Source organism: Vibrio sp. BS-M-Sm-2 (assembly GCF_041504345.1).
GTDB classification, from domain to species: Bacteria; Pseudomonadota; Gammaproteobacteria; order Enterobacterales; family Vibrionaceae; genus Vibrio; species Vibrio satsumensis.
Genome location: NZ_CP167894.1, coordinates 2,240,558 through 2,266,102 on the forward strand (window position 1 = coordinate 2,240,558; position 25,545 = coordinate 2,266,102).

Sequence of the window (25,545 nt, forward strand, 5' to 3'; positions counted from 1 at the left end):
TGACCAAGCTACGATTTTTTACGCAAAATTGTGCACATGATCACGGTATGAAAAGTAATCAACCAGAACGCCGTTTTGTTAACCTATTTTTCCAGTTTCGATGAGCTGTTGTAGGATTGGCCTCACAATGAGTTCCATAGCAAAACTCATCTTGCCTCCTGGCACCACTAGCGTGTTATGACGAGACATAAACGAACCATCAATCATAGCCAGAAGGTAGGGGAAATCGACGTTTTTGATGCCACGCAAACGTATAACAACGAAGCTTTCGTCTAAACTTGGAATCCCTTTGGCGTTAAGTGGGTTCGATGTATCTACGGTTGGAACACGCTGAAAGTTGATGTGAGTACGCGAAAATTGCGGGGTAATGTAGTTAAGGTAATCATCCATTGAACGAACAATGGAGTCCATTACTGCTTCGCGTGAGTGGCCACGATCGCGGGTATCACGAACGAATTTTTGGATCCATTCTAGGTTTACAATTGGCACCATGCCGATCAGCAAATCGACGTGTTGAGAAACGTTAATGTCACCATCAACCACACCGCCGTGCAGGCCTTCGTAAAACATCACGTCGGAATTTTCAGGGATCTCTTGCCATGGTGTAAAGGTGCCCGGCATTTGATTGTAAGGCACGGCTTCATCGAAGGTGTGTAGGTAGCTACGTACCTTACCTGTACCTTCGTTACCGTATTTACGGAAGAATTCTTCTAGCGCACCAAAGTCGTTGGCTTGTGGACCAAAGTAGCTGATGTGCTTACCTTGTTCGCGCGCTTTTCGGATCTCGACATCCATTTCTGGTCGAGTGAAGCGATGGAAACTATCCCCTTCAACCCAAGCAGCCTTCACGTCCATCATATTGAACATTTTGCGGAAGGCTTCTGAGGTAGTGGTGGTGCCGGCTCCAGATGAACCCGTCACCGCAATAATTGGATGTTTAGCGGACATGACAACCCTTGTCGTTTGAGTAACTTACTTGTTAGCAATCGTTTTCCACTATAACACGGCTCCTTTCTAAGCGCAGCCTAGAAGCGTTTTGTCACCTGGATATCAACGGTCTCGTGCAGTTCGGAAAACACGATGCTCACGTCACCAGAAGCTAATTGATGTTTCACCTGATCAATCTTGTTTTGCAGTGAGATCTCAACGTCGCCATAGTCTGTGCCTTCACGCAGCACGAATTCTCTAATGAGGTTTTCTAGTGTCTCTGGCGCGATGTCTTGCCATGGGATGATCATAAATACTTCTCTCTTTTATGTTCATTGATATGTTGATGAGTGTGTTTAGTGGTGTTTTTAGTACAACCCCAGTTTGGGGCTGCGCTATCTTATCAAGGTTTCGCGTTTATATTTAGCAAGGCTTCGTCGTTATACTGAACCTTGGATACTTTCATAATACGCAGGTAAGGCTTCTTCTAACCAGAATCGTGGTTTGAGTGTGCTACCTGTGATGAACCCAACATGGCCGCCTTTCTGAAACAAGCGATAATCGATGTTATCCGGCAGAACGAACTTAGGAATCACATCATCGGTCATGAAAGGATCGTCTTTAGCATGGATGATCTGAGTCGGTAGCTTTATCTTATTGAGCTTAGGAAGAGCTGAGCACTGTGCGTAGTAGTCTTGCGCGTTTTTGAATCCGTGCAGGGGCGCAGTAACCCGTTCATCAAACTCATACAGCTTGTCGATCTTCTTGATGGATTCAGCCGTGATGCCGAGTTTCTCTTGTAACAGCTTCACCTTTTTCAAGGCATTCGATTTGAGTGAGTTAAGCAGGTACTTCTTATAGAACTTCGAGAAGCCGCGCTCTATGCGACTTGAACAACAGGCCAAATCAAAAGGTGCAGAGACTATCGTTGCTGCGGACAACAGTGGGTCATCTGCGTATTCCGCCAAATAGTTCGCCAACATGTTTCCGCCCAAGGAGATGCCAACCGCCACCTTTGGGTTATTCGGAAACTGAGCGTGCAGGTGTCTTAGGAAAAAGCGCGCATCTTCGACCTCACCTGAATGGTAAGCGCGAGCCAGGCGATTGGGTTTTCCGCTGCAGCCTCTGAAGTGCATCATTACCGATAACCAACCATCTTTAGCAAATGCATTCATCAGTCCATTGGCGTATGGGCTCTCAAAGCTTCCCTCTAAGCCATGGAATAGAACGAATATCGGCTTGTTACTTCGAGCATCATTGCTTGGGTTGTCACCGTCTGGTGATTCGCTCCAAGCAAGATCAAGAAAGTCACCATCGGGAGTTTCTAAGGTTTGCCAGTGAGGATGAAACAGCGCCTGTTTTCTAATAAACCGTGGCACTAAGGTTTGTAAGTGCGGATTAGAGAGACCAGCGGCTGCGGTAAATATTGTCATAAAAACGATCCATGCTTCTTTTATGGGCTTTGATAACGTGTTGAGCTTGTAACGAAACGCCCACGTTTTTATTTGAGCTTGGTTGATTCTCGGCATAAGCGCAAGGCTTTCTCTTATATGAGATACAAAAACAGGCCATGAGTAACCGGTTGAATAATATCAATGTTAGGTGCGTTAAACACTTCATTGTGCGTATTAGTCAGCGCATGCACATGAAGAGAGACAGGGCGCAGTTAAGCTTGGATCTTGATTGAATAAAAAGGAAAGAGAATGAGCTAGGGTTGAGGTGCTGGTTCAGAAAAAGCGTCGTAGAGGTTTTCTGCTCCTAATAAACGACAGTACTGAAAAGCGAGCGGTGATTGCTGGTTAGCGTAAAGCTGTAGGGAGTTTATACAGTCGACGAGATCGGACTGTTGTTGCTTTTCAAGCTGTAACTCAAACTGCAAGGCTTCACGGTATAGTGAGTCGACAACGTGTGCTTTGAGGTGTTTACGCAACTCTCGATAACTATGAAGCAGGGTTTCAGATCGGCTCAAGCATTGTTGTACCTTGTGCCATTCTTCTTCAGCAAAAGACAATTGCTGCTCATCAAGCCATTTGAGAAGCAGCAGTAGATTGACGTTGCCGTGGAACTGGTTTTGCAAAGCTAGGCACGCATCCTTTACACCGCGCACACTGTAATACTGAAGGCTAAATTGCCATAGTCGTTCCAGTGTTAGTGATATTGGGGCGTGCTCTGGGCTCATAAGCTATCCATATCCTGTTCCATCTGCTCAAGCTCTTCTTGAGTGGACATCCAATCCATTTCAACTTCTTCTAGCTGTGACTTACTGCTCGCTTGGAGAGCGAGTACTTTATTCAGTTTAGCCTTATTTTCAGCTTCATACAGTGAAGTGTCGGATAATTCTTGCTCAGCTTCTTCGAGAGATAGCGTTAACTTATCCATCTGCTTTTCAAATTGAGTGAGCTTTTTACGTAGTGGTGCCGTCAGTTTACGGAACTCGGCTTCTTTACGTTTTTGCTCTTTTTTCGCTGCTGCACTGTTGGCACCGTCTTTTGCTGGTGCCAATGCTTGTGCTTCTTTGCGCTCAACTTTCTGCTGTTCGGTCAGCCACTTGTAGTAATCGCTAAGGTCGCCATCAAACGGTGCCACTTGACGGTCGTGTACCAAATACAAGTCATCGGTAGTTGCACGCAGTAGGTAACGGTCGTGCGATACGATAACCATTGCGCCTTCAAACGTCTGCAGGGCAAAAGTCAGCGCTTGACGCATGTCGAGATCCAAGTGGTTGGTTGGTTCATCGAGTAGCAACAGGTTAGGTTTTTGCCATACCAGCAGTGCCAATACCAAACGTGCTTTTTCACCACCTGAGAATGGTGCCACTTTATCCAGTGCTTTTTCACCTTGGAAGCCAAAGCTACCTAAGTAATCACGCAGTTGCTGCTCGGTGTGTTTTGGGGCAATCTGCATCATGTGTTGTAGCGGTGTTTCTTCAGGGTGCAGGGTTTCTAATTGGTGCTGTGCAAAGTAACCAATCTTAACGCCTTGAGAATAGCTCAGTTCACCGCCTTGCTGTTTCAGTTCGCCAGAAAGCAGTTTAATCAATGTTGATTTACCTGCACCATTTCGACCAAGTAGACCAATACGGCTGCCTGGTACTAGATTCAAGCGAATCTTTTCTAGAATCAGATTGTCATCGTAGCCTGCAGATACTTCGTCCATCATCATGATTGGGTTTGGTAGTGCGTCTGGTTCTCTGAACTCAAAGCTGAATGGGTTATCAAACTGAGCAGGTAGCACTTGTTCCATTTTCTCTAGTGCTTTAATACGGCTTTGCGCTTGGCGAGCCTTTGATGCTTTGTAACGGAAACGGTCAATGTAGCTCTGCATGTGAGACATCTGCTTCTGCTGCTTTTGGTACATTGCTTGTTGCAGAATCAGCTTTTGCGCTCGCTGGTTTTCGAACGATGAGTAGTTACCCGTGTATTCATTGAGCTGTTGATTTTCAACATGCACGATGCGGTTGACGATAGGGTCTAAGAAGTCTCTATCGTGCGAGATAAGTACTAGCGTGCCAGGGTAGCTTTGTAACCAACGCTCTAGCCACATTACTGCGTCTAAGTCCAAGTGGTTGGTTGGTTCATCGAGTAGCAGTAGGTCACTGCGACACAGTAGAGCTTGCGCTAGGTTCAAACGCATGCGCCAACCACCTGAGAATTGAGTCAGGTTCCATGCCATTTGTTCTTGGCTAAAGCCTAAGCCGTCCAGTAACTCCGCAGCTCGCGCTTTGATGCTGTAACCACCTATGGTCTCAATCTTGCCGTGAATTTCTGCTACCAAGGTGCCGTTGTCGGCTTGTTCAGCTTTCTCTAGTTGATCTTCAAGGCCACGATATTCGCGGTCGCCATCAATCACGTATTCAATTGCTGTTCTTTCTAATGCTGGTGTTTCTTGGGCAACCCAAGCCATTTCCCAATGGGCAGGTTTGCTGAATGAGCCTGCATCAATAGACAGTTCGTCCTTAATTAAGGCGAATAGCGTAGATTTACCACAGCCGTTTTTACCAACCAAACCGATCTTGTCGCCGGGGTGAAAAGTCGCAGATGCTTGGTCGAGGAGTGGCTTACCGCCGCGTAGCAATTGAATATCAGAGAAAGTAATCATAATTGAAGTAGCATAGAAATTAGAGGTGAACAGACGCCTGCATAGTAGGCTGAAACCAGATAAAAGTCGATCACAATGCAATTTGCGTTATGATGCCAATAACATATTAATAACTTTTGCTTAAATTCTTGTGGCCTTGCCACCGTTTAGCTTTCAAAGGAATGTTTCAAAGGAATGAGTAATACTCCCTCGACAGACAAACCCGTGCCAAAGGTGCTGGTCATCTATGCGCACCCAGAGCCGCAAACCTCTATCGCTAACCAGATCATGGTTAAAAAGATAGAGTCACTTGGGAATGTCAAAATTCACGATCTCTACGCCATCTATCCGGACTTCTTTATTGATGTGCCTTCCGAGCATGAATTGCTGCTTGAATATGATGTGATTGTGTTCCAACACCCTTTGTTTATGTATTCATGTCCTTCATTGTTGAAAGAGTGGTTTGATCGCGTGTTAGGTAAGGGTTTTGCATTTGGTGAGCAAAGCGCACTTAAGGGCAAATACTGGCGCAGTGTGATTACTACTGGTGGTAAAGAAGAGGCGTTTGGTGCCGCAGGCTATAATAAATATCCATTACAAGAGATTTTGCAACCATTCGAGCTAACCGCGGCTTTGTGTCAGATGAATTGGATATCCCCTTTGGTTTTACACTGGGCACGTAATGTCACCGATATGACGCGTTACCAACACGCAGAAGCGTATCGAAATTGGTTGCGAGACCCGCTACAAGATATAGGAGCAGATGATGGCTCTGACTAATGATTTTCTACAAAGTAGCGTTATATTTTTAGCGGCTGCTGTGGTTGCGGTTCCTATTGCGCAGCGAGCTGGCTTGGGGTCAGTACTCGGTTACTTATTAGCTGGTGTAGCGATTGGCCCGTGGGGACTTGGCTTAATCAGTGACGTAGAGGCGATTCTGCACTTCTCCGAATTCGGGGTGGTACTGCTGCTCTTTCTGATTGGCTTAGAACTTAACCCCAAAAAACTGTGGCAGATGCGAGCCCCCATCCTCGGGTTAGGTGGCGCGCAAGTGCTGATTACCACTCTGATCATCACCGCTATCGCCTGTATGTTCGGTTTAACTTGGCAAACGAGTCTAGTAATAGGTATGGGCTTAGCACTGTCTTCGACCGCGATTGCCTTGCGTGTTATTGAAGAGCGAGAACTTGGTGGCAAAGAAGCAGGTCAGTCAGGCTTTGCAGTACTACTTTTTCAAGATATCGCTGTTATACCAATGCTAGCTATGCTGCCTCTGCTTGCGGGGAATACCGGCGGCAGCTGGGCTGACATGCTTTGGATGCTGGGTGGCGTGATTGGTTTACTGGTCGGTGGCCATTTCTTGTTGAGACCGCTATTCCGATACGTAGTAATGAGTGGCGTACGTGAATTGTTCACCGTCGCAGCGCTGTTATTGGTAATTGGTATTGCCGTAATCATGCAACAGATAGGCTTGTCGATGGCATTGGGTACTTTCCTAGCAGGCGTACTTCTGGCTGAAAGTGAATATCGACATGAGCTTGAAATCGCCATCGACCCATTCAAAGGGTTATTGCTTGGTTTGTTCTTTATTTCTGTGGGGATGGCGGTGAACTTAGGTTTACTCGCTGAAAGCCCATTCGCGATACTGATTGCCGTTTCTGCATTGGTCGTATTGAAAGGCTTAGTGCTGTATGCGCTGGCTCGAATCTTTGGTACTCAGCCCAAAGCCCGTAGCCGAATGGCGATGATTCTCAGCCAAGGTGGTGAGTTCGCTTTCGTTATTTTTACCGCGGCGAGTGCGCAGGGCATATTAAGTGGCGAACAAGTGTCGTTCTTATTGGTGGTTGTGAGCCTTTCAATGGTAACCACGCCATTGATGCTCAAGCTGCAAGACCGATTCTTTGCTCGTCAACTTAATCAAATCAGTGAGAACGCAATGTCTTCGGATGTTGTCGATCGCAGCCCTCGAGTGATCATTGCAGGCTTTGGTCGTTTTGGTCAGATCATTGGCCGCTTGATGTACGCCAACAAGATTCGCATCACCGTTCTTGAAAGTGATGCCAGCCAAATACACATCCTTAGAAAGTTCGGCTACAAGGTATTCTACGGTGACTCGACTCACCTTGAACTATTACGAGCTGCGGGAGCTGATAAGGCAGAGGCCATTGTGTTGTGTACTGACTCTCCCGATGAAATAATGAAAACCGTTGATCTATGTAAGCAGCACTTCCCACGTTTAAAGATCTTAGCGCGTGCCCGAAGTCGTGTTGAAGCGTATCAATTACTTAACCACGGTGTGAGTAACTACTCTCGTGAAACCTTCCTTGGGGCACTGGATTTAGGCCGTCAAACATTGACTGAACTTGGCATGCATCCATATAAAGCGAAGCGAGCAGAAGCACACTTTAGAAAGTTGGATAATGGTATGCTGAAAGAGTTACTGCCTCAGCATAACGAAGATGCTGAGTTAGCCCAAAGAGCGAAAGAGGCTCGTAAAGAACTTGAAGAGATCTTTGGACATGAGATGGAAAACGATCACCAATCTCGAAACTATTGGCAGTAGCTCGAATTGAGAGCTAATAGCTTGAGTTTAGAGATAGAGCTTGAGCTTAGAAATAATAGTCTAGAGAACCAATCTAATAATAAACGTGGTCTCTGCTTTTTCTTAAATAGATCTAGAGTAGAAGAACTGCGGATCCAGAGTAGTAAAGGATATCAACGTGAAACAGAAAAAACGCTTTATCGCAGGGGCAAGCTGCCCAAGTTGTAGTACTCAAGACACACTCCGTTGGTGGATTGAAAATAATATAGAGCTGGTGGAATGTGTCGATTGTGACTTCACAGAACAGCGTAAACCGAAAACTGTAGAGAAATCTGAACACGCGAATCAAGAAATGATCGGTATTTTTAAGCCAGAATGATTGAGTTTCGTCAATTGATCCCCATAATATCCGGGTACAGAATTTTTCCTAAGCTCAACTGTTCGAGCTTAGTCCAAACCTCCTTGGAGCTCTCATGAAAATTGAAAAGAACGTAGTAGTTAGTGTTGCATATCAAGTGAAACTTGAAGATGGCGTAGTAGTTGACCAATCAACTGCAGAAGCTCCACTAGATTACCTTCACGGTCACAACAACCTAATTACAGGTCTTGAAAAAGAGCTTGAAGGCAAAGTAGCTGGCGACAAGTTCTCTGCAACTGTTACTCCAGAAGACGCTTACGGCGAGCACAACGACGCACTAGTTCAACGTGTTCCTGCTGACGTATTCCAAGGTGTGGAGCAAATCGAAGTTGGCATGCGTTTCCTTGCGGATACTGATCAAGGTCCAATCCCAGTTGAAGTTACTGAAGTAGATGGCGACGAAGTTGTTGTTGATGGTAACCACATGCTAGCTGGCCAAACTCTAACGTTTGACGTTGAAGTTGTAGCGGTCCGTGAAGCGACTGAAGAAGAAGTTCAACACGGTCACGTACACCAAGAAGGCGGCTGTGGCGGTCACGACCACGATCATGACCACGAAGGCGGTTGCTGTGGTGGCGAAGGCCATGACCACGGTGAAGAGAAGAAAGACGGCTGCTGCGGCGGTGGTAGCTGTGGTTCTCACTAATACCGAATTAACGGTTTAGTCTAAGAATCTTGAAAGCCTCCCTTGTGGAGGCTTTTTGCGTTTAGGAGTCTAGCTTTTTGGCCTCGCTTTTATCTACCCGGCAAGCATTCGCAAAAGTTTGGTTTTCGCTATCAGACATAGAATCATGGATGTGGTATTGATAGCACAATATTATAAGACGACGTCAATGGAGAGTTTGTATGTCACAGCCTTTTTCAATTGCCATTCATGGTGGTGCAGGAACCATCTTGCGAGAGCAAATGAGCGATGAATTAAAAGCGGGTATTACCGAGGCTTTGGAAAAATCGGTTTTGGCTGGTTATCAAATATTGCAAGCGGGTGGTGATGCTCTGGATGCGGTGGTTGCGTCAGTCAAGGTGATGGAAGACAGCTCGCATTTTAATGCAGGCAAAGGCTCGGTTTTAACTCACGATGAATTTGTTGAGATGGATGCCTCTGTGATGCATGGCAGCGAAATGGATGCGGGTGCCATTGCGGGAGTTCGCCATATCAAAAACCCGATTGAGCTTGCGCGTGATGTGATGCTGAAAAGCGACCATGTGTTGCTGATTGGTGAAGGTGCCGAGAAGTTTGCGTTTGAGCATGACTACACCTTTACTGAGCAAGATTACTTCTTTACTGAGCGCCGCTATGACCAACTTCAGTCGATGAAAGAGAAAGGCATCTTTGCTCTGTCTGAAGCGAAATACGACGAACAACAAGTTCAGAAATATCCAGATGATAAAAAGTACGGCACGGTGGGAGCTGTTGCATTAGACCAAGCGGGCAATTTAGCGGCGGCCACTAGTACCGGTGGCGTGACCAATAAGAAATACGGTCGTGTGGGTGACTCTCCGATTATTGGTGCAGGAACCATCGCTGAAAATGGCAACGTTGCCGTTTCAACAACCGGGATGGGCGAGTTCTTCCTACGTAAGATGGTCGCCAGTGATGTGGCAGCACGAATGCGTTATCTAAAAGAAGATGTGCATACGGCTTGTGAAACCATCATTCAAGGTGAATTAAAAACCATGGGCGGTGAAGGCGGTTTGATTGCGGTTGATGGGCAAGGTGATATTCATTTTGGTATGAACAGCTCTGGGATGTATCGTGCAAGTGTTGATACCGAAGGCAGAGTGGAAGTTAAAATCTATGCTGATGATTAAGTGTGTATCGGCTTAATTTAACGTTAGCTTATACTTCACACATACTTAATACACAAAAGGGCGACAGATGATATCTGTCGCCCTTTTATTTTAAGATTTCTAACGATATGCGTAGTTAGAACCAGCTCGTTATTTTGAACTGCACTTAATAATGTGGAGGTGGCGTCTCTTCTGATGCGTCAGCTAGATTAGAGCCATCCATATTCTTCACTTTGCCGACCACGAACTTCATCTGGTCTTGCATTCTCGTGATCAACATCTGTTGTTGGCTAAGTGCTTCATTGAGTTCTTCAATGGTCTGTTCTTGGAAAGCTAATTGACACTCTAGGTCATTTACGCGGCTTTCTAGTTGTTCAACTCGCTTTTCTGTCATCGTTCTTAATCCACATTCCAAGCTTGGGCAATGCCCGCAGAGGTGCCCGATATCACACGGTTCTTATCATCAAAGGCTGCATCATACACTACCGCACGAGGAGGGCGAGCATCTTTTAGTGGCTCAGCATCGTGGCGAGAAATTCGTTTGCCATTCTGAGTATTCCACACACTCACTTGGCTGGATGGCGTGCCCGTAACCAACATGCTGCCGTCATCAGAAAAACGCGCACTCGAGAAAATCAACTGTCGAGACCAGCTGTTCAATTGCGCTTGAGGTTCGCCCGTTTCAAGATCCCAAATCATCGCTTGATTGCCGCCGTCAGAAGTAAAAGCCAGCTCGCCATCGCGTTGTAGCGCGACTCGTACTACTCTTTGTTCATGCTCAAAGGTGCGCAATACCAAGCCCGACTGGGTATCCCAAAGATAGGCTTTGTAGTCGTTACCCCCCGATAAGGCGTAACGTCCATTGGATGAAAGGGACACGGAATTCACTTTTTCTCGGTGAGCGAGGAACTCCAGACGGCGTCCGGTGACTAAGTCCACATAGATGGCTTTGCCATTAGAAAGGCCAAGCAGTACTTTTTCACCATTGCTAGAGATATCGACATCGCGAATTAAGCCATCGGAGATAGACCATAGCCCTTCAGCTTGTGTCCAAGATAAGTCCCAAACGGCGAAGTTCATCTGGCTAGCGGTAATGGCAAAACGGCCATTGTCCGAGATACGGATACGCGATACTTGGTTTTCTAACTGGTCTTGTGGACCAAGTTGAGCCAACTCTTGATCTTCGGCGAGGTCCCAAAGGAGCAGTTGCTTTTGCTGAGAGTAGAGCAGGGCGAAGCGTCCATCTCTGCTGAGTGCAAAGCTGGTGGCACCATTGGGCTCAATTTCCCAACGCTGCTCATCATCTTGGAAGAAAAAGCAACCATTTAACAAGGTGATGACAATTGTACATAGCAATGAGTGGAAAAATATTCGCATCACATCTAATAATCCGGTTTGTGTCGAAAGACATATGACTAGTATATTGTTATAACTAACGTATTCACACCAATCTAATCATTAGATTTGTGCACAATAACCAATGGCTTGGCCATTAATTGGAGAATTCAATGAAATCAGTTTTAAAAGTATCACTGCTTGCCGCAACGGTTATGCTAGCAGTTGGTTGTCAGAAAGAAGAACCAAAGGCAGAAGCTCCACAGGTAGAAGAAGTTAAAGTTGAAGCAGTAAACTTTAAAACAGAAGATGACAAAGCGGCTTACGCAATCGGTGTATCTTTCGCTAACTACCTAAGCACAAGCATTGATAAGCCAAGCGAGTTAGGTATCAACCTAGACAAAGATATGGTTCTTCAAGGTATCGAAGACGTATTCGCAGAGAAAACAGCACTTAACGAAGAAGAAACTCGCGCAGCTCTTGAAGCTCTAGACAAGCGTGTTGCTGAAACGATGCAAGCACAAGCGGCAGAAAAGTCTGCAGAAGTGAAGAAAGCCGGTGATGACTTCCGTGCTGAGTTCGCTAAAACTGAAGGCGTTAAGCAAACTGAATCTGGTCTACTTTACCAAGTAATGACTGCTGGTGAAGGCGCTTCTCCAAAAGACACTGATACCGTTCAAGTACACTACAAAGGTACGCTAACAGACGGTACTCAGTTCGACAGCTCTTACGATCGTGGCGAACCAGCAACATTCCCACTAAACCGCGTAATCCCAGGCTGGACTGAAGGCGTACAACTAATGCAAGTTGGTTCTAAGTACAAGTTCGTTATCCCGCCAGAGCTAGCATACGGTGAGCAAGACACACCGACTATCCCTGCTAACTCAACGCTAGTATTCGAAGTTGAACTACTAAACATCGATAACGCTGAAGCAGCTCCTGCACAGTAATATCGGTTAAAAGCCTCGTACTAAAATACGTTGATTGAATAAAAAGCCTAACTTTGAGTTAGGCTTTTTTTATGATTTGAAGATGAGTATTTGATTTTTAAACTTGTTCTAAATCACTAGTTGCAATGTTAGCTAGGTGTGCAATTAAAATTTTCTGATAAACTTACATAAATTTGTTGATTTTTCACACGAAGGTAAGGAATAAGTGACTACTACAGAAACAGTCAATGCAGATGTGTTACTTGAAATGGAATCAGTCCACGTTATGCCATTCAGTGAACACGATAAAATCATTCTAAGATCTTATGAGGCCGTTGTTGACGGTATTGCGAGCCTTATTGGTCCGTTTTGTGAAATCGTTTTGCACTCTTTAGAAGACCTCAATACTTCTGCGATTAAAATTGCCAACGGCGAAAATACAGGTCGTCAGGTTGGCTCGCCGATCACCGATCTTGCATTGAAGATGCTAAAAGATATTGAAGGTTCTAAGCGTAACTTCTCACGTTCATACTTCACTCGCGCTAAAGGCGGAGTGTTGATGAAGTCGATCACGGTTGCTATCCGCAACGGTGAAGACCGAGTGATTGGTCTACTGTGTATTAACGTCAACCTAGACGCGCCATTCTCACAAGTACTGCAATCTTTCATGCCTACGCAAGACGCAGACGAAGCCGCATCATCGGTTAACTTTGCTAGTGACGTTGAAGAACTTGTTGACCAAACGGTTGAACGCACCATTGAAGAAATTAACGCTGACAAATCGGTATCGAACAATACTAAGAATCGTCAGATCGTGATGGAGCTGTACGACAAAGGTATTTTCGATATTAAAGACGCGATTAACCGCGTTGCTGAGCGACTGAACATCTCTAAGCACACCGTGTACCTATACATCCGCCAACGTAAAACAGAGGATGAAGAGGGTTGCTAAGCTATACACTCCTAGTTAATGGGCCGGTCTATGGCTCACAATCAGCAAGACGTGCCTACCAGTTTGCCGTGGCTCTGATTCAACAGGGTCACAAACTTCACAGCGTATTCTTCTATCAAGATGGCGTCAGTAACGGCTCGGACCTTACTGTACCGGCTAACGATGAATTTGATTTAGCTTCTGCTTGGCAAAAGCTGGCTGATGAACACGATGTTAGCCTTGAAACCTGTGTGGCAGCTGCGCTAAGACGCGGAGTGATTAGCTCTGAAGAAGCAAAGCAACATCAACTAAGTGCCTCTAACCTAGCCACGGGATTTACTCAGGCCGGATTAGGGAGCTTATCGGAAGCGCTACTAACGCAAGATAGGGTTGTGCAGTTTTGAGAAAGTTAGCCTTTATATTTAACAGTTTCCCTCATACGACCGCTGCGGGTAGAGAAGGGTTAGACGCATTACTTGCTGCGTCCGCTTACAGTGACGATATCGCCGTGTTCTTTGTTGGCGATGGCGTGACACAGCTTCTCAAGGCGCAGCAGCCCGACGAAACACTATCGCGTGACTATATCTCTGCATTCAAACTTATGGACCTGTACGACATCGAACAGGTGTATGTGTGTCAGCGTAGTCTGAGTCAGTTTGGTCTTTCAGCAGACAACCTGCTAATCGATGTGACCACCGTTGAAGCCGACGAGTTAACGCAGAAGTTAGCTCAGTGCCAACAGATCCTGACTTTCTAGGGGACGCTATGCTTCATATCGTAAAATCAGTCGACAAACTTAAACTTGCATTGACCTATTCTCAGCCACAGGACCAGTTCCTTTTGGTGGAAGATGCAGTGTATGTTTGCCTTCCTAATCATGAGTTATTCACTCAAATCTGCGTAGTAGAGCAGGTGTCGGTGTTAAAACCAGATCTCGATAGCCGAGGTTTACAACGACTTGTCTCAAGTACCATTGATCAAGTTGATTTCGATGGCTTCGTTAAACTGACGGTTTTGAACGACAAATCAGTGACTTGGTAAGCGTCTTTTATCAGTTTGGTTAAAATTAGACCATCCTGAGCTCTAGACGGCTAAAAAAGATCTGTATATTTCTTGACACACCTCCCACTGCTGAATAGAATTTTGCGTCCCTAATTACGACTTGTGATTAGGGATAGATTTTTCACAAAGCTTACTTTCAAGTAAATTTCAGGAGCTAGTTAATGGCAACTATTAACCAGTTGGTTCGCAAGCCTCGTGTAAAGCAAGTTGTTAAAAGCAACGTGCCTGCACTAGAAGCGTGCCCACAAAAACGTGGTGTATGTACTCGTGTTTACACTACTACACCTAAAAAACCTAACTCGGCACTACGTAAAGTATGTCGTGTACGTCTAACCAACGGTTTCGAAGTAACTTCGTACATCGGTGGTGAAGGTCACAACCTTCAAGAGCACAGTGTTGTACTAATCCGTGGCGGTCGTGTAAAAGACCTTCCGGGTGTTCGTTACCACACTGTTCGCGGCGCGCTAGACTGTGCTGGCGTTAACGACCGTAAACAAGGTCGTTCTAAGTACGGTGTGAAACGTCCTAAGTCTTAATGCATTTTCTTTTTTTAAAGAAAGCGTTAAGTAAGGCCAAACACTATTTTATTTATTATTCTGAAAAGTTTTGGAAAAAACCTGAAGAAGACAACGGAGAATATCCATGCCACGTCGTCGCGTAATAGGTCAGCGTAAGATCCTTCCAGATCCTAAGTTCAAATCTGAATTGCTGGCAAAATTCGTTAACATCCTTATGGTTGACGGAAAGAAATCTACTGCAGAAAAAATCGTTTACACTGCACTAGATTCAATGGCTGAGAAGTCTGGTAAAGACCACTTAGCTGTATTTGAAGAAGCTCTTGAAAATGTTCGCCCAGCGGTAGAAGTTAAATCTCGCCGTGTAGGTGGTTCAACTTACCAAGTACCTGTAGAAGTTCGTCCGGTTCGCCGTAACGCTCTTGCTATGCGTTGGGTAGTTGAAGCTGCGCGTAAGCGTGGTGAAAAATCTATGGCTCAACGCCTAGCTGCTGAAATGCTAGACGCGTCTGAGAACAAAGGTACTGCGGTTAAGAAACGTGAAGACGTTCACCGCATGGCTGACGCAAACAAAGCGTTCGCACATTACCGTTGGTAATACCTTTTTAGTGCTGCAAGGTTCCTTGCAGCACTTCTTTAGTTCCTATGCTTATGCTAGGAACTATTGCTATTTCTAGGGCAAGCAATTTTTAGCGAAGCATCGCTTTAACGCATAATCTAGGCATAGCAATAGTCCCTAAGTCTCTAATAAGAGGATTCAACCGTGGCTCGTAAAACTCCTATAGAGCAATACCGTAATATCGGTATCGTTGCTCACGTAGATGCAGGTAAAACAACCACAAGTGAACGTATTCTGTTCTATACCGGTCTTTCTCACAAAATCGGCGAAGTTCACGATGGTGCAGCAACCATGGACTGGATGGAGCAAGAGCAAGAGCGCGGTATTACGATCACTTCAGCAGCAACCACTACGTTTTGGCGTGGTATGGAAGCTCAGTTCTCGGACCACCGTATCAACATCATCGACACTCCTGGACACGTTGACTTCACAATCGAAGTTGAACGTTCTCTGCGTGTACTTGATGGTGCAGTTGTTGTGTTCTGTGGCTCATCTGGTGTTGAACCTCAGTCAGAGACAGTGTGGCGTCAAGCTGATAAGTACCAAGTTCCACGTATGGTTTTCGTTAATAAAATGGACCGTACCGGCGCAGACTTCTTGCGCGTAGTTGAACAGATCAAGGACCGTCTAGGCGCAACTCCTGTTCCAATTCAACTGAACATTGGTGCTGAAGAAAATTTCCAAGGCGTTGTCGATCTTATCAAGATGAAGGCAATTAACTGGAACGAAGCTGACCAAGGCATGACTTTCACGTACGAAGATATTCCTGCAGACATGCAAGAAATGGCTGAAGAATATCGTACAGAACTTGTTGAAGCTGCTGCAGAAGCAAATGAAGAGCTGATGGATAAGTACCTTGAAGAAGGTGAACTAACAGAAGCTGAAATCAAACAAGGTCTTCGTACTCGTACCCTTAATAATGAAATCGTACTCGCTACTTGTGGTAGTGCATTCAAAAACAAAGGTGTACAAGCTGTTCTAGATGCAGTTGTTGATTTCCTTCCTTCTCCAGTCGATGTCCCTGCAATTAAAGGTATCGATGAAGATGAGAATGAAGCAGAGCGTCACGCAGACGACAAAGAACCGTTCTCAGCGCTAGCATTTAAGATTGCAACAGACCCATTCGTTGGTACTTTAACTTTCATCCGTGTTTACTCTGGTGTTGTTGAAAGCGGTAAAACAGCTTACAACTCTGTGAAGAAACAACGTGAACGCTTAGGTCGCATTGTTCAAATGCACTCAAACAAGCGTGAAGAAGTAAAAGAAGTACGAGCAGGTGACATCGCAGCCATTATTGGTCTGAAAGATGTGACTACTGGTGAAACCCTTTGTGACCAGAACCATAAGATTGTTCTTGAGCGCATGGAGTTCCCAGACCCAGTTATTCAGATCGTTGTAGAGCCAAGCTCTCAAGCTGATCAAGATAAAATGACTATCGCTCTAGGTAAACTAGCAGCGGAAGACCCATCGTTCCGCGTTGATATGGATGCGGAAACTGGCCAGACTCTGATTTCTGGCATGGGTGAACTACACTTAGATATCATCGTTGACCGTATGAAGCGTGAATTTAGCGTCAACTGCAACGTTGGTAACCCGCAAGTGGCTTACCGTGAGACTATTCGTGGTACTGCGAAAGCGGAAGGTAAATTTATCCGTGAACATGGTGGTAAAGGTCAGTACGGTCACGTATGGCTGAAACTGGAACCATCAGAAGCTGGCGAAGGCTTTGTCTTTGTGGATGAAATTGCCAATGGTATCGTACCGAAAGAGTTTATCGCTTCAGTTGCTAAAGGCGTTGAAGAGCAGATGAACAATGGTGTGCTTGCTGGCTATCCAGTTTTGGATATCAAAGCTACACTATATGATGGTTCTTACCATGAAACAGATTCAAGTGAGATGGCGTTTACAATCGCTGCCTCTATGGCTTTCAGAACGGGTGCACTTGAAGCGCAACCAGTTTTGCTTGAGCCTATGATGAAAGTTGAAGTAACTACTCCAGAAGACTGGATGGGTGACGTTGTTGGCGATATTAACCGTCGTCGCGGCATCATCGAAGGTATGGACGAGGGGACAGCTGGCCTGAAGATAATTCGTGCACAAGTTCCGTTGTCTGTCATGTTCGGTTACGCAACTGATTTACGTTCTGCGACACAAGGTCGTGCTTCTTACTCTATGGAGTTTAGTGAGTACGCTGAAGTGCCTAACAATGTTGCAAAAGCAATCATTGCAGAGCGTGGTTAAACAAAAGGAAGGCATTTTTTTTCATTTTTTGAAAGAACAATGCGTCCAAATATTGCGCTAACGAGAGTTGGCGCATAAAATAGCAATTTCTGGCGCGTCTCGCTCAATAATGAACGTGGCGAATCATAACTAGGAAGGAACACGATTGTGTCTAAAGAAAAATTTGAACGTACGAAACCGCACGTAAACGTTGGTACTATCGGCCACGTTGACCACGGTAAAACAACTCTAACTGCTGCTATCTGTACTACTCTTGCAAAAGTATACGGCGGTGTTGCTAAAGATTTCGCATCTATCGATAACGCTCCAGAAGAGCGTGAGCGCGGTATCACAATCGCAACTTCTCACGTTGAGTACGACACTCCAGCACGTCACTACGCACACGTAGACTGTCCAGGACACGCGGATTATGTTAAAAACATGATCACTGGTGCTGCACAAATGGACGGCGGTATCCTAGTTGTTGCTGCGACTGACGGCCCTATGCCTCAAACTCGTGAGCACATCCTACTTGGTCGTCAAGTTGGTATCCCTTACATCATCGTATTCATGAACAAATGTGACATGGTTGATGACGAAGAGCTACTTGAGCTAGTTGAGATGGAAGTTCGTGAACTTCTTTCTGAATACGACTTCCCAGGTGATGACCTACCAGTTATCCAAGGTTCTGCACTTGGCGCACTAAACGGCGAGAAGCAGTGGGAAGACAAGATCGTTGAGCTTGCAGAAGCACTAGATTCTTACATCCCTGAGCCAGAGCGTGCAGTTGACCAACCGTTCCTACTACCAATTGAAGATGTATTCTCAATTCAAGGTCGTGGTACTGTTGTAACTGGTCGTATCGAGCGCGGTATCCTACGTGTAGGTGACGAAGTAGAAATCGTTGGTATCAAAGAGACTACTCTTACTACTTGTACTGGTGTTGAAATGTTCCGTAAACTGCTTGACGAAGGTCGTGCAGGTGAGAACGTTGGTGCACTTCTACGTGGTACTAAGCGTGATGACGTTGAACGTGGTCAAGTACTTTCTGCGAAAGGTTCTATCAACCCACACACTAAGTTTGAGTCTGAAGTATACGTACTTTCTAAAGACGAAGGCGGCCGTCACACTCCTTTCTTCAAAGGTTACCGTCCACAGTTCTACTTCCGTACAACTGACGTAACAGGCGACATCACTCTACCAGAAGGCGTAGAAATGGTAATGCCAGGTGACAACGTTCAAATGACTGTTGAGCTAATCGCTCCAATCGCAATGGACGAAGGTCTACGTTTCGCAATCCGCGAAGGTGGCCGTACAGTTGGTGCTGGTGTTGTAGCTAAAATCTTCGCTTAATAGCATTTAGATTTTTGCACACTCTTCATTAGAAGAGCACGCATCTGAAAAGGGGAGCTTCGGCTTCCCTTTTGTTTTCTCGAAAGAAATATTACCTTCCATCTATCTTCTTCCCTCTCGATACAAAACCAACTTCCAATAAATTCCGATTATTTTTCCAACACTACTTGCATACTAAAGTGTGATCTGTATAATGCATCGCACTGGCTAACGCTGGTTGTGAACCAATGAGCACTGAGGAGTAGGTCTTACCTAGTAATGTATACTCAGCTTATGTTCGCGGTTAATAAAAATAGTAAACTTTTTGTTTGCTTCAAAAGTTAACTGACAATGCGTCCTAATTTTGGATGCTACGGTTTCACATAAATCAATCGGCATTCTCTCGTTTTATCGGGCTTGAGTGGCGATATTGTTTGTGTAATTTTTAATAATTGGAGCTCTGTCTCATGCAGAACCAACGTATTCGTATCCGCCTTAAAGCGTTTGATTACAAGCTAATCGATGCTTCAACTGCGGAAATCGTTGAAACAGCAAAACGTACTGGCGCACAGGTTCGTGGTCCTATTCCACTTCCTACTCGTAAAGAGCGTTTCACTGTTCTTACCTCTCCACACGTCAACAAAGATGCACGTGATCAGTACGAAATCCGTACTCACAAGCGTTTGATCGACATCGTTGAGCCAACAGATAAAACTGTTGATGCTCTAATGCGTCTTGATCTTGCAGCTGGCGTTGATGTTCAAATCAGCCTAGGTTAAGGGAGATAAGAATAATGATTGGTCTAGTCGGACGTAAAGTGGGTATGACCCGCGTATTTACTGAAGAAGGCGTTTCTATCCCAGTAACTGTTGTTGAGGTTGAAGCGAACCGTATTTCTCAAGTTAAAACTCTTGAGACAGACGGCTACGCAGCAATCCAAGTAACTACTGGTGCTAAGAAAGCTAACCGTGTAACTAAACCTGAAGCTGGTCACTTCGCGAAAGCGGGTGTAGAAGCAGGTCGCGGTCTTTGGGAATTCCGTTTAGAAAACGGCGAAGAGTTTGAAGTTGGCGCTGAGCTAAACGTAGAACTTTTCAACGAAATTAAAAAAGTAGACGTTACTGGTACATCTAAAGGTAAAGGCTTCCAAGGCGCTATCAAGCGTTGGAACTTCTCTACTCAAGATATGACTCACGGTAACTCTTTGTCTCACCGCGCACCGGGTTCAATTGGCCAATGTCAAACTCCAGGCCGCGTGTTTAAAGGCAAGAAAATGGCAGGTCACATGGGTGCTGAGCGTGTAACGACTCAAAACCTAGAGATCGTACGTGTTGACGCTGAGCGCAATCTACTCCTTATTAAAGGTGCAGTACCGGGCTCAACAGGCGGAAACGTGATCGTAAAACCTGCTGTTAAAGCATAACGTCTAGGAGTAAGTAATGGAATTGATGGTTAAAGGTGCTGATGCACTAACTGTTTCCGAGACTACTTTCGGACGTGACTTCAACGAAGCTCTTGTACACCAAGTAGTTGTTGCATATGCAGCAGGTGCTCGTCAAGGTACTCGTGCTCAAAAGACTCGTTCTGAAGTATCTGGCGGTGGCGCTAAGCCATGGCGTCAAAAAGGTACTGGCCGCGCACGTGCTGGTACAATTCGTAGCCCAATCTGGCGTACAGGTGGTGTTACTTTTGCTGCGAAACCACAAGATCACAGCCAAAAAGTAAACAAAAAAATGTACCGCGGTGCTATGAAGAGCATTCTTTCTGAGCTAGTTCGTCAAGAGCGTTTAATCGTTGTTGATAACTTCTCTGTAGAAGCACCAAAAACAAAAGAACTTGTAGCTAAGCTTAAAGAGCTTGAGCTAAGCGACGTTCTGATTGTGACTGGCGAAGTAGATGAAAATCTATTCTTAGCTGCTCGTAACCTATACAAAGTAGATGCACGTGATGTTGCTGGTGTTGATCCAGTATCACTAATCGCTTTCGACAAGGTTCTAATGACTGCTGACGCAGTTAAGCAAGTTGAGGAGATGCTAGCATGATCACTGAAGAGCGTATCTTAAAAGTTCTACGTGCTCCGCACATCTCTGAAAAAGCAACTATGGCAGCTGAGAAAGCGAACACTATCGTTTTCAAAGTAGCTAAAGATGCAACTAAGAAAGAGATCAAAGCAGCTGTAGAAAAGCTATTTGAAGTTGAAGTTAAGTCTGTAAATACTCTTGTATTAAAGGGTAAGACCAAACGTCAAGGTATGCGTGAAGGCCGTCGTTCAGACGTGAAAAAAGCCTACGTTACTTTGAAAGAAGGTCAAGATCTTGACTTCGTTGGCGGCGCGGAATAACAGGAGTAGTAAAAATGGCTATTGTTAAATGTAAGCCGACTTCCCCTGGTCGTCGTCACGTCGTTAAAGTTGTTAACGCTGACCTACACAAGGGTAAGCCATACGCACCACTTCTAGAGAAAAACTCTAAGAACGGTGGTCGTAACAACAACGGTCGTATTACAGTACGTCACATCGGTGGTGGTCATAAGCACCATTACCGTGTAATTGACTTCAAACGTACTAAAGATGGCATCCCAGCGAAAGTTGAGCGTCTAGAATACGATCCAAACCGTAGTGCTAACATCGCTCTAGTTCTGTACGCAGACGGTGAGCGTCGTTACATCATTGCACCTAAAGGTGTTAACGCAGGCGACCAGATTCAATCTGGCGTAGATGCTGCAATCAAAGCAGGTAACACTCTGCCGATGCGCAACATCCCAGTAGGTTCTACTGTACACTGTGTTGAACTTAAGCCTGGTAAAGGTGCTCAACTAGCTCGTTCGGCTGGTGCTTATGCTCAAATCATCGCTCGCGATGGTGCATACGTAACTATCCGTCTACGTTCTGGTGAGATGCGCAAAGTACTTTCTGAAGGTCGTGCAACGATCGGTGAAGTTGGTAACTCTGAGCATATGCTACGTGAACTTGGTAAAGCTGGTGCTTCACGCTGGCGCGGCGTACGTCCAACCGTACGTGGTGTAGTAATGAACCCGGTGGATCACCCACATGGTGGTGGTGAAGGCCGCACATCTGGTGGTCGTCACCCAGTTTCTCCTTGGGGCGTTCCTACTAAGGGCTTCAAGACTCGTAAGAACAAGCGCACTGACAAGTACATCGTACGTCGTCGCACTAAATAATTTATAAAGAGGAATCGCCATGCCACGTTCTCTCAAGAAAGGTCCTTTTATTGACCTACACTTGCTGAAGAAGGTAGAGAAAGCGGTGGAAAGCGGAGACAAAAAGCCTATTAAGACTTGGTCCCGTCGCTCAATGATCATCCCAACAATGATTGGTTTGACCATCGCTGTCCATAATGGTCGTCAGCACGTTCCAGTTTTCGTTACCGAAGAAATGATCGGTCACAAACTGGGCGAATTTGCACCAACTCGTACTTATCGCGGTCATGCTGCAGATAAGAAAGCTAAGAAGAAATAAGGAGTAGATGATGGAAGCTTTAGCTAAACATAACTTTGCTCGTATTTCTCCACAGAAAGCTCGCTTAGTTGCAGACCAAATTCGCGGTAAGTCGGTAGACCAAGCTCTAGAAATTCTAACTTTCAGCAACAAAAAAGCTGCTGTATTAGTTAAGAAGGTTCTTGAGTCAGCTATCGCTAACGCGGAACATAACGAAGGTGCAGATATCGACGATCTAAATGTCGCTAAAATCTTCGTAGATGAGGGCCCTATCATGAAGCGTATTATGCCTCGTGCTAAAGGTCGTGCGGATCGTATCTTGAAGCGTTCAAGCCACATCACTATTGTTGTAGCAGATCGCTAAAGACTAGGAGAGTAAGCAATGGGTCAGAAAGTACATCCTAATGGTATTCGTCTTGGCATCGTTAAGCCTTGGAATGCTACATGGTTTGCTAATACCAACGAATTCGCTGACAACCTAGACGGCGACTTCAAGGTACGTCAGTTCCTTACAAAGGAACTACAAAAAGCATCATTATCTCGTATCGTTATCGAGCGTCCAGCTAAGAGCATCCGTGTGACTATTCACACTGCTCGTCCTGGCGTTGTTATCGGTAAGAAAGGTGAAGACGTAGAGAAGCTACGCGCAGCTGTAGCTAAAATCGCAGGTGTACCAGCGCAAATTAACATCGCTGAAGTACGTAAGCCTGAGCTAGATGGTCAGCTTGTAGCTGATAGCATCGCGTCTCAACTAGAGCGTCGTGTTATGTTCCGTCGTGCAATGAAGCGTGCGGTACAAAATGCTATGCGTCTAGGCGCTAAAGGCATCAAAGTACAAGTAGGCGGCCGTCTTGGCGGTGCTGAAATCGCACGTTCTGAGTGGTACCGTGAAGGCCGTGTGCCTCTACACACTCTACGTGCAGACATTGATTACGCAACTTCTTCGGCTCACACTCAATACGGTGTGATCGGCATTAAAGTTTGGATCTTCAAAGGTGAGATTCTAGGCGGTATGCCAGCTGCTAACGCAGTAGAGCCAAAAGGCGATAAGCCTAAGAAGCAGCGTAAAGGCCGTAAGTAAGGAGTCGAACGATGCTACAACCAAAACGTACTAAGTTCCGCAAGGTTATGACTGGTCGTAACCGTGGTCTAGCTAAAGGTACTGAAGTAAGCTTCGGCGAATTCGGTCTTAAAGCTGTTGGCCGTGGTCGTCTGACTGCACGTCAAATCGAAGCGGCACGTCGTGCTATGACACGTCACATTAAGCGTCAAGGTCAAATCTGGATCCGTGTATTCCCAGACAAGCCGATTACTGAAAAGCCTCTTGAAGTTCGTCAAGGTAAAGGTAAAGGTTCAGTTGCGTACTGGGTTGCTCAAATCCAACCAGGCAAAGTTATGTACGAGATGAATGGCGTACCTGAAGAGTTGGCACGTGAAGCGTTCCGCCTAGCGGCACGTAAACTGCCTGTTAAAACTACTTTTGTAACTAAGCAGGTGATGTGATGAAAGCACAAGATCTACGCGAAAAGAACGTTGAAGAGCTTAACGCTGAGCTATTGAATTTGCTACGTGAACAGTTCAACTTGCGCATGCAAGCTGCAACTGGTCAACTACAGCAAACTCATACTCTAAAAGCTGTACGCCGTGACATCGCACGTGTGAAAACTGTTTTGACTGAAAAGGCAGGCGCATAATGAGCGAAACTAACCGCATCCAGCAAGGCCGTGTAGTAAGCGACAAGATGGACAAGTCTATCGTTGTTGCTATTGAACGCACTGTAAAACACCCAATTTACGGTAAGTTCATCAAACGCACGACTAAAGTACACGCACACGACGAAGACAACACTTGTGGCCTAGGCGACAAAGTTGAAATCGCTGAGTGTCGTCCTCTGTCTAAGACTAAGTCTTGGACATTGGTTAAAGTTCTAGAAAAAGCGAAGATTTAATCTTTGTAATTCTATAACTTATAAGCGGCTCCAAATAATTTTTTGGAGCCGCTTGTTTTTTGTCTACCCAATTTAAAAAAAGGGTGGTACAATTCGCGTCCCTTTTAAAGAGGCAGCCCGACCCGAGAGGGTCTAGTTTTAATATTTAGCGGAGCACTAACAATGATCCAGATGCAAAGTACACTTGACGCAGCAGATAACTCTGGCGCGCGCAAGGTAATGTGTATTAAGGTTCTGGGTGGCTCTCACCGCCGTTATGCACATATCGGTGACGTCATCAAGGTTACAGTGAAGGAAGCGATTCCTCGCGGTAAAGTAAAGAAAGGTGATGTTCTGAAGGCGGTAGTAGTGCGCACCCGTAAAGGCGTTCGTCGCCCAGACGGTTCTGTCATTCGCTTCGACAGTAATGCTTGTGTATTGTTAAATGACACTACTGAGCAACCAGTCGGCACACGTATCTTTGGTCCTGTGACTCGTGAACTTCGTAACGCGAAATTCATGAAGATTGTATCACTAGCACCTGAAGTTCTGTAAGGAGCGGCAATATGGCAGCTAAAATCCGTCGTAATGACGAAGTAATCATTCTTGCTGGTAAAGATAAAGGCAAGAAAGGTAAAGTAACTAAGGTTCTGACAACTGGTAAAGTTATCGTTGAAGGCATCAACCTTGTTAAGAAACACCAAAAGCCGGTTCCGGCTCTAGGTCAACAAGGTGGCATCGTTGAACAAGAAGCAGCTATTGATGCTTCTAACGTTGCTGTTTTTAACGCGGCTACTGGTAAAGCAGACCGTATCGGTTTCCGTATCGAAGATGGCAAGAAAGTTCGTTTCTTCAAATCTAACGGCGAAACTGTTTCTAACTAATTAGAAGTAATTTGGAGTTCTACTATGGCGAAACTGCATGATTACTACAAGTCGTCTGTAGTCGCTGAGCTTACCAAAGAGTTCAGCTACACAAGCGTCATGCAAGTCCCTAGGATTGAGAAAATCACCCTAAACATGGGCGTTGGTGAAGCAATCAACGATAAGAAACTGCTAGAAAACGCAGCAGCTGATATGGCAACGATCTCTGGTCAAAAGCCACTTATCACTAAAGCGCGTAAATCTGTAGCTGGTTTCAAAATTCGTGAAGGCTACCCAATTGGTTGTAAAGTAACCTTGCGTGGTGAGCGCATGTGGGAATTTTTAGAGCGTTTAATCTCTATCGCACTTCCACGTGTACGTGATTTCCGTGGTGTTAGCGCTAAGTCTTTTGACGGTCGCGGTAACTACAGCATGGGCGTTCGCGAGCAAATCATCTTTCCGGAAATCGACTACGATAAAGTCGATCGTGTCCGCGGTCTTGATATCACTATCACGACTTCTGCGGGTTCCGATGAGGAAGGCCGAGCTCTGCTGGCTGCCTTTAACTTCCCATTCCGTAAGTAAGGGTAGGGTTACTGT

General features: G+C 45.5%; 35 protein-coding genes. 28 read left to right on the forward strand and 7 right to left on the reverse strand.

Annotated features, from left to right (window positions below):
- Positions 1-78 precede the first annotated feature (78 nt).
- From AB8613_RS10155 to AB8613_RS10175, 5 genes are all read right to left on the reverse strand, one after another.
- Complete coding sequence (locus tag AB8613_RS10155) at positions 79-948, reverse strand: phosphoribulokinase (RefSeq protein ID WP_010435210.1); 870 nt, start codon at positions 946-948, stop codon at positions 79-81.
- Between the two features lie 77 nt (positions 949-1,025).
- A complete protein-coding gene (locus AB8613_RS10160) occupies positions 1,026-1,238 on the reverse strand; it encodes a YheU family protein (protein ID WP_146492442.1) in 213 nt (70 codons plus the stop codon).
- Positions 1,239-1,367: 129 nt separating this feature from the next.
- Positions 1,368-2,360: a hydrolase gene (locus AB8613_RS10165; protein ID WP_146492443.1), complete on the reverse strand. Its 993-nt coding sequence runs from the start codon at positions 2,358-2,360 to the stop codon at positions 1,368-1,370.
- Positions 2,361-2,635: 275 nt separating this feature from the next.
- Positions 2,636-3,106 carry a TIGR02444 family protein gene (locus tag AB8613_RS10170; RefSeq protein WP_048605369.1) on the reverse strand — a complete coding sequence of 157 codons (471 nt, stop codon included), beginning with the start codon at positions 3,104-3,106 and terminating at the stop codon, positions 2,636-2,638.
- Positions 3,103-5,025, reverse strand: a complete 1,923-nt coding sequence (locus tag AB8613_RS10175; protein ID WP_146492444.1) for an ABC transporter ATP-binding protein — start codon at positions 5,023-5,025, stop codon at positions 3,103-3,105. Before AB8613_RS10175 ends, AB8613_RS10170 begins: the two co-directional genes overlap by 4 nt.
- Before the next feature lie 174 nt (positions 5,026-5,199).
- On the opposite strand from AB8613_RS10175, the gene kefG reads away from it, so the two are divergent.
- The 5 genes from kefG to AB8613_RS10200 all read left to right on the forward strand — a co-directional run bounded on the left by kefG (position 5,200) and on the right by AB8613_RS10200 (position 9,776).
- Entirely contained in the window at positions 5,200-5,784 is a 585-nt protein-coding gene (kefG, locus tag AB8613_RS10180) for a glutathione-regulated potassium-efflux system ancillary protein KefG (RefSeq protein WP_086715748.1), read from the forward strand.
- Positions 5,771-7,567 carry a glutathione-regulated potassium-efflux system protein KefB gene (gene kefB, locus AB8613_RS10185; RefSeq protein ID WP_086715746.1) on the forward strand — a complete coding sequence of 599 codons (1,797 nt, stop codon included), beginning with the start codon at positions 5,771-5,773 and terminating at the stop codon, positions 7,565-7,567. The genes kefG and kefB overlap by 14 nt, the downstream gene beginning before the upstream one ends.
- 157 nt (positions 7,568-7,724) lie before the next feature.
- Positions 7,725-7,925 carry a YheV family putative zinc ribbon protein gene (locus AB8613_RS10190; protein WP_019825339.1) on the forward strand — a complete coding sequence of 67 codons (201 nt, stop codon included), beginning with the start codon at positions 7,725-7,727 and terminating at the stop codon, positions 7,923-7,925.
- Between the two features lie 94 nt (positions 7,926-8,019).
- Positions 8,020-8,610, forward strand: a complete 591-nt coding sequence (slyD, locus tag AB8613_RS10195) for a peptidylprolyl isomerase (protein WP_017061108.1) — start codon at positions 8,020-8,022, stop codon at positions 8,608-8,610.
- A 200-nt stretch (positions 8,611-8,810) separates the two neighbouring features.
- The gene (locus tag AB8613_RS10200) at positions 8,811-9,776 is read left to right on the forward strand and encodes an isoaspartyl peptidase/L-asparaginase family protein (protein ID WP_372383797.1); all 966 of its coding nucleotides are present in this window, start codon (positions 8,811-8,813) and stop codon (positions 9,774-9,776) included.
- 145 nt (positions 9,777-9,921) lie between these two features.
- On the opposite strand, the gene AB8613_RS10205 is transcribed toward AB8613_RS10200, so the two are convergent.
- On the reverse strand, positions 9,922-10,149 hold the full coding sequence (locus AB8613_RS10205; protein ID WP_009848930.1) for a SlyX family protein: 228 nt from the start codon (positions 10,147-10,149) through the stop codon (positions 9,922-9,924).
- A 5-nt stretch (positions 10,150-10,154) separates the two neighbouring features.
- Positions 10,155-11,132, reverse strand: a complete 978-nt coding sequence (locus AB8613_RS10210) for a WD40 repeat domain-containing protein (protein WP_372384817.1) — start codon at positions 11,130-11,132, stop codon at positions 10,155-10,157.
- Positions 11,133-11,263: 131 nt separating this feature from the next.
- On the opposite strand from AB8613_RS10210, the gene fkpA reads away from it, so the two are divergent.
- The 23 genes from fkpA to rplE all read left to right on the forward strand — a co-directional run bounded on the left by fkpA (position 11,264) and on the right by rplE (position 25,530).
- Positions 11,264-12,040, forward strand: coding sequence for an FKBP-type peptidyl-prolyl cis-trans isomerase (gene fkpA / locus AB8613_RS10215; RefSeq protein WP_017061105.1), 777 nt, complete (start codon positions 11,264-11,266; stop codon positions 12,038-12,040).
- Positions 12,041-12,245: 205 nt separating this feature from the next.
- Positions 12,246-12,971, forward strand: coding sequence for a transcriptional regulator (locus tag AB8613_RS10220; RefSeq protein ID WP_004729851.1), 726 nt, complete (start codon positions 12,246-12,248; stop codon positions 12,969-12,971).
- Entirely contained in the window at positions 12,965-13,354 is a 390-nt protein-coding gene (tusD, locus tag AB8613_RS10225; protein WP_146492448.1) for a sulfurtransferase complex subunit TusD, read from the forward strand. The genes AB8613_RS10220 and tusD overlap by 7 nt, the downstream gene beginning before the upstream one ends.
- On the forward strand, positions 13,351-13,707 hold the full coding sequence (gene tusC / locus AB8613_RS10230; protein ID WP_146492449.1) for a sulfurtransferase complex subunit TusC: 357 nt from the start codon (positions 13,351-13,353) through the stop codon (positions 13,705-13,707). The genes tusD and tusC overlap by 4 nt, the downstream gene beginning before the upstream one ends.
- Before the next feature lie 8 nt (positions 13,708-13,715).
- On the forward strand, positions 13,716-13,991 hold the full coding sequence (gene tusB, locus AB8613_RS10235; RefSeq protein ID WP_371713414.1) for a sulfurtransferase complex subunit TusB: 276 nt from the start codon (positions 13,716-13,718) through the stop codon (positions 13,989-13,991).
- 182 nt (positions 13,992-14,173) lie between these two features.
- Positions 14,174-14,548: a 30S ribosomal protein S12 gene (rpsL, locus tag AB8613_RS10240; protein WP_004737194.1), complete on the forward strand. Its 375-nt coding sequence runs from the start codon at positions 14,174-14,176 to the stop codon at positions 14,546-14,548.
- A 106-nt stretch (positions 14,549-14,654) separates the two neighbouring features.
- Complete coding sequence (gene rpsG / locus AB8613_RS10245) at positions 14,655-15,125, forward strand: 30S ribosomal protein S7 (RefSeq protein ID WP_010435163.1); 471 nt, start codon at positions 14,655-14,657, stop codon at positions 15,123-15,125.
- 165 nt (positions 15,126-15,290) lie between these two features.
- Positions 15,291-17,387: an elongation factor G gene (gene fusA / locus AB8613_RS10250; RefSeq protein ID WP_017061101.1), complete on the forward strand. Its 2,097-nt coding sequence runs from the start codon at positions 15,291-15,293 to the stop codon at positions 17,385-17,387.
- 147 nt (positions 17,388-17,534) lie between these two features.
- Positions 17,535-18,719 carry an elongation factor Tu gene (gene tuf, locus AB8613_RS10255; RefSeq protein ID WP_010435158.1) on the forward strand — a complete coding sequence of 395 codons (1,185 nt, stop codon included), beginning with the start codon at positions 17,535-17,537 and terminating at the stop codon, positions 18,717-18,719.
- 446 nt (positions 18,720-19,165) lie between these two features.
- Positions 19,166-19,477, forward strand: a complete 312-nt coding sequence (gene rpsJ / locus AB8613_RS10260) for a 30S ribosomal protein S10 (protein ID WP_004736761.1) — start codon at positions 19,166-19,168, stop codon at positions 19,475-19,477.
- A 14-nt stretch (positions 19,478-19,491) separates the two neighbouring features.
- Complete coding sequence (gene rplC, locus AB8613_RS10265) at positions 19,492-20,121, forward strand: 50S ribosomal protein L3 (protein WP_004736763.1); 630 nt, start codon at positions 19,492-19,494, stop codon at positions 20,119-20,121.
- Positions 20,122-20,137: 16 nt separating this feature from the next.
- Positions 20,138-20,740, forward strand: coding sequence for a 50S ribosomal protein L4 (gene rplD, locus AB8613_RS10270; protein WP_004738803.1), 603 nt, complete (start codon positions 20,138-20,140; stop codon positions 20,738-20,740).
- Positions 20,737-21,039: a 50S ribosomal protein L23 gene (gene rplW, locus AB8613_RS10275; protein ID WP_004736765.1), complete on the forward strand. Its 303-nt coding sequence runs from the start codon at positions 20,737-20,739 to the stop codon at positions 21,037-21,039. Before rplD ends, rplW begins: the two co-directional genes overlap by 4 nt.
- Before the next feature lie 14 nt (positions 21,040-21,053).
- Positions 21,054-21,878, forward strand: a complete 825-nt coding sequence (rplB, locus tag AB8613_RS10280; protein ID WP_010435149.1) for a 50S ribosomal protein L2 — start codon at positions 21,054-21,056, stop codon at positions 21,876-21,878.
- A gap of 19 nt (positions 21,879-21,897) precedes the next feature.
- Positions 21,898-22,176: a 30S ribosomal protein S19 gene (rpsS, locus tag AB8613_RS10285; protein WP_004736729.1), complete on the forward strand. Its 279-nt coding sequence runs from the start codon at positions 21,898-21,900 to the stop codon at positions 22,174-22,176.
- Between the two features lie 10 nt (positions 22,177-22,186).
- Entirely contained in the window at positions 22,187-22,519 is a 333-nt protein-coding gene (rplV, locus tag AB8613_RS10290) for a 50S ribosomal protein L22 (protein WP_004736732.1), read from the forward strand.
- 18 nt (positions 22,520-22,537) lie between these two features.
- Entirely contained in the window at positions 22,538-23,236 is a 699-nt protein-coding gene (gene rpsC / locus AB8613_RS10295) for a 30S ribosomal protein S3 (protein ID WP_004736734.1), read from the forward strand.
- A gap of 11 nt (positions 23,237-23,247) precedes the next feature.
- Entirely contained in the window at positions 23,248-23,658 is a 411-nt protein-coding gene (rplP, locus tag AB8613_RS10300; RefSeq protein ID WP_004736736.1) for a 50S ribosomal protein L16, read from the forward strand.
- Entirely contained in the window at positions 23,658-23,849 is a 192-nt protein-coding gene (gene rpmC, locus AB8613_RS10305) for a 50S ribosomal protein L29 (protein ID WP_004736737.1), read from the forward strand. Before rplP ends, rpmC begins: the two co-directional genes overlap by 1 nt.
- Entirely contained in the window at positions 23,849-24,103 is a 255-nt protein-coding gene (gene rpsQ, locus AB8613_RS10310; RefSeq protein ID WP_004736739.1) for a 30S ribosomal protein S17, read from the forward strand. Before rpmC ends, rpsQ begins: the two co-directional genes overlap by 1 nt.
- A gap of 162 nt (positions 24,104-24,265) precedes the next feature.
- Positions 24,266-24,637, forward strand: coding sequence for a 50S ribosomal protein L14 (rplN, locus tag AB8613_RS10315; RefSeq protein ID WP_004736740.1), 372 nt, complete (start codon positions 24,266-24,268; stop codon positions 24,635-24,637).
- A gap of 11 nt (positions 24,638-24,648) precedes the next feature.
- On the forward strand, positions 24,649-24,966 hold the full coding sequence (gene rplX / locus AB8613_RS10320; protein ID WP_004738792.1) for a 50S ribosomal protein L24: 318 nt from the start codon (positions 24,649-24,651) through the stop codon (positions 24,964-24,966).
- Between the two features lie 24 nt (positions 24,967-24,990).
- On the forward strand, positions 24,991-25,530 hold the full coding sequence (gene rplE / locus AB8613_RS10325; protein WP_004738790.1) for a 50S ribosomal protein L5: 540 nt from the start codon (positions 24,991-24,993) through the stop codon (positions 25,528-25,530).
- The last annotated feature ends 15 nt before the right edge of the window (positions 25,531-25,545 follow it).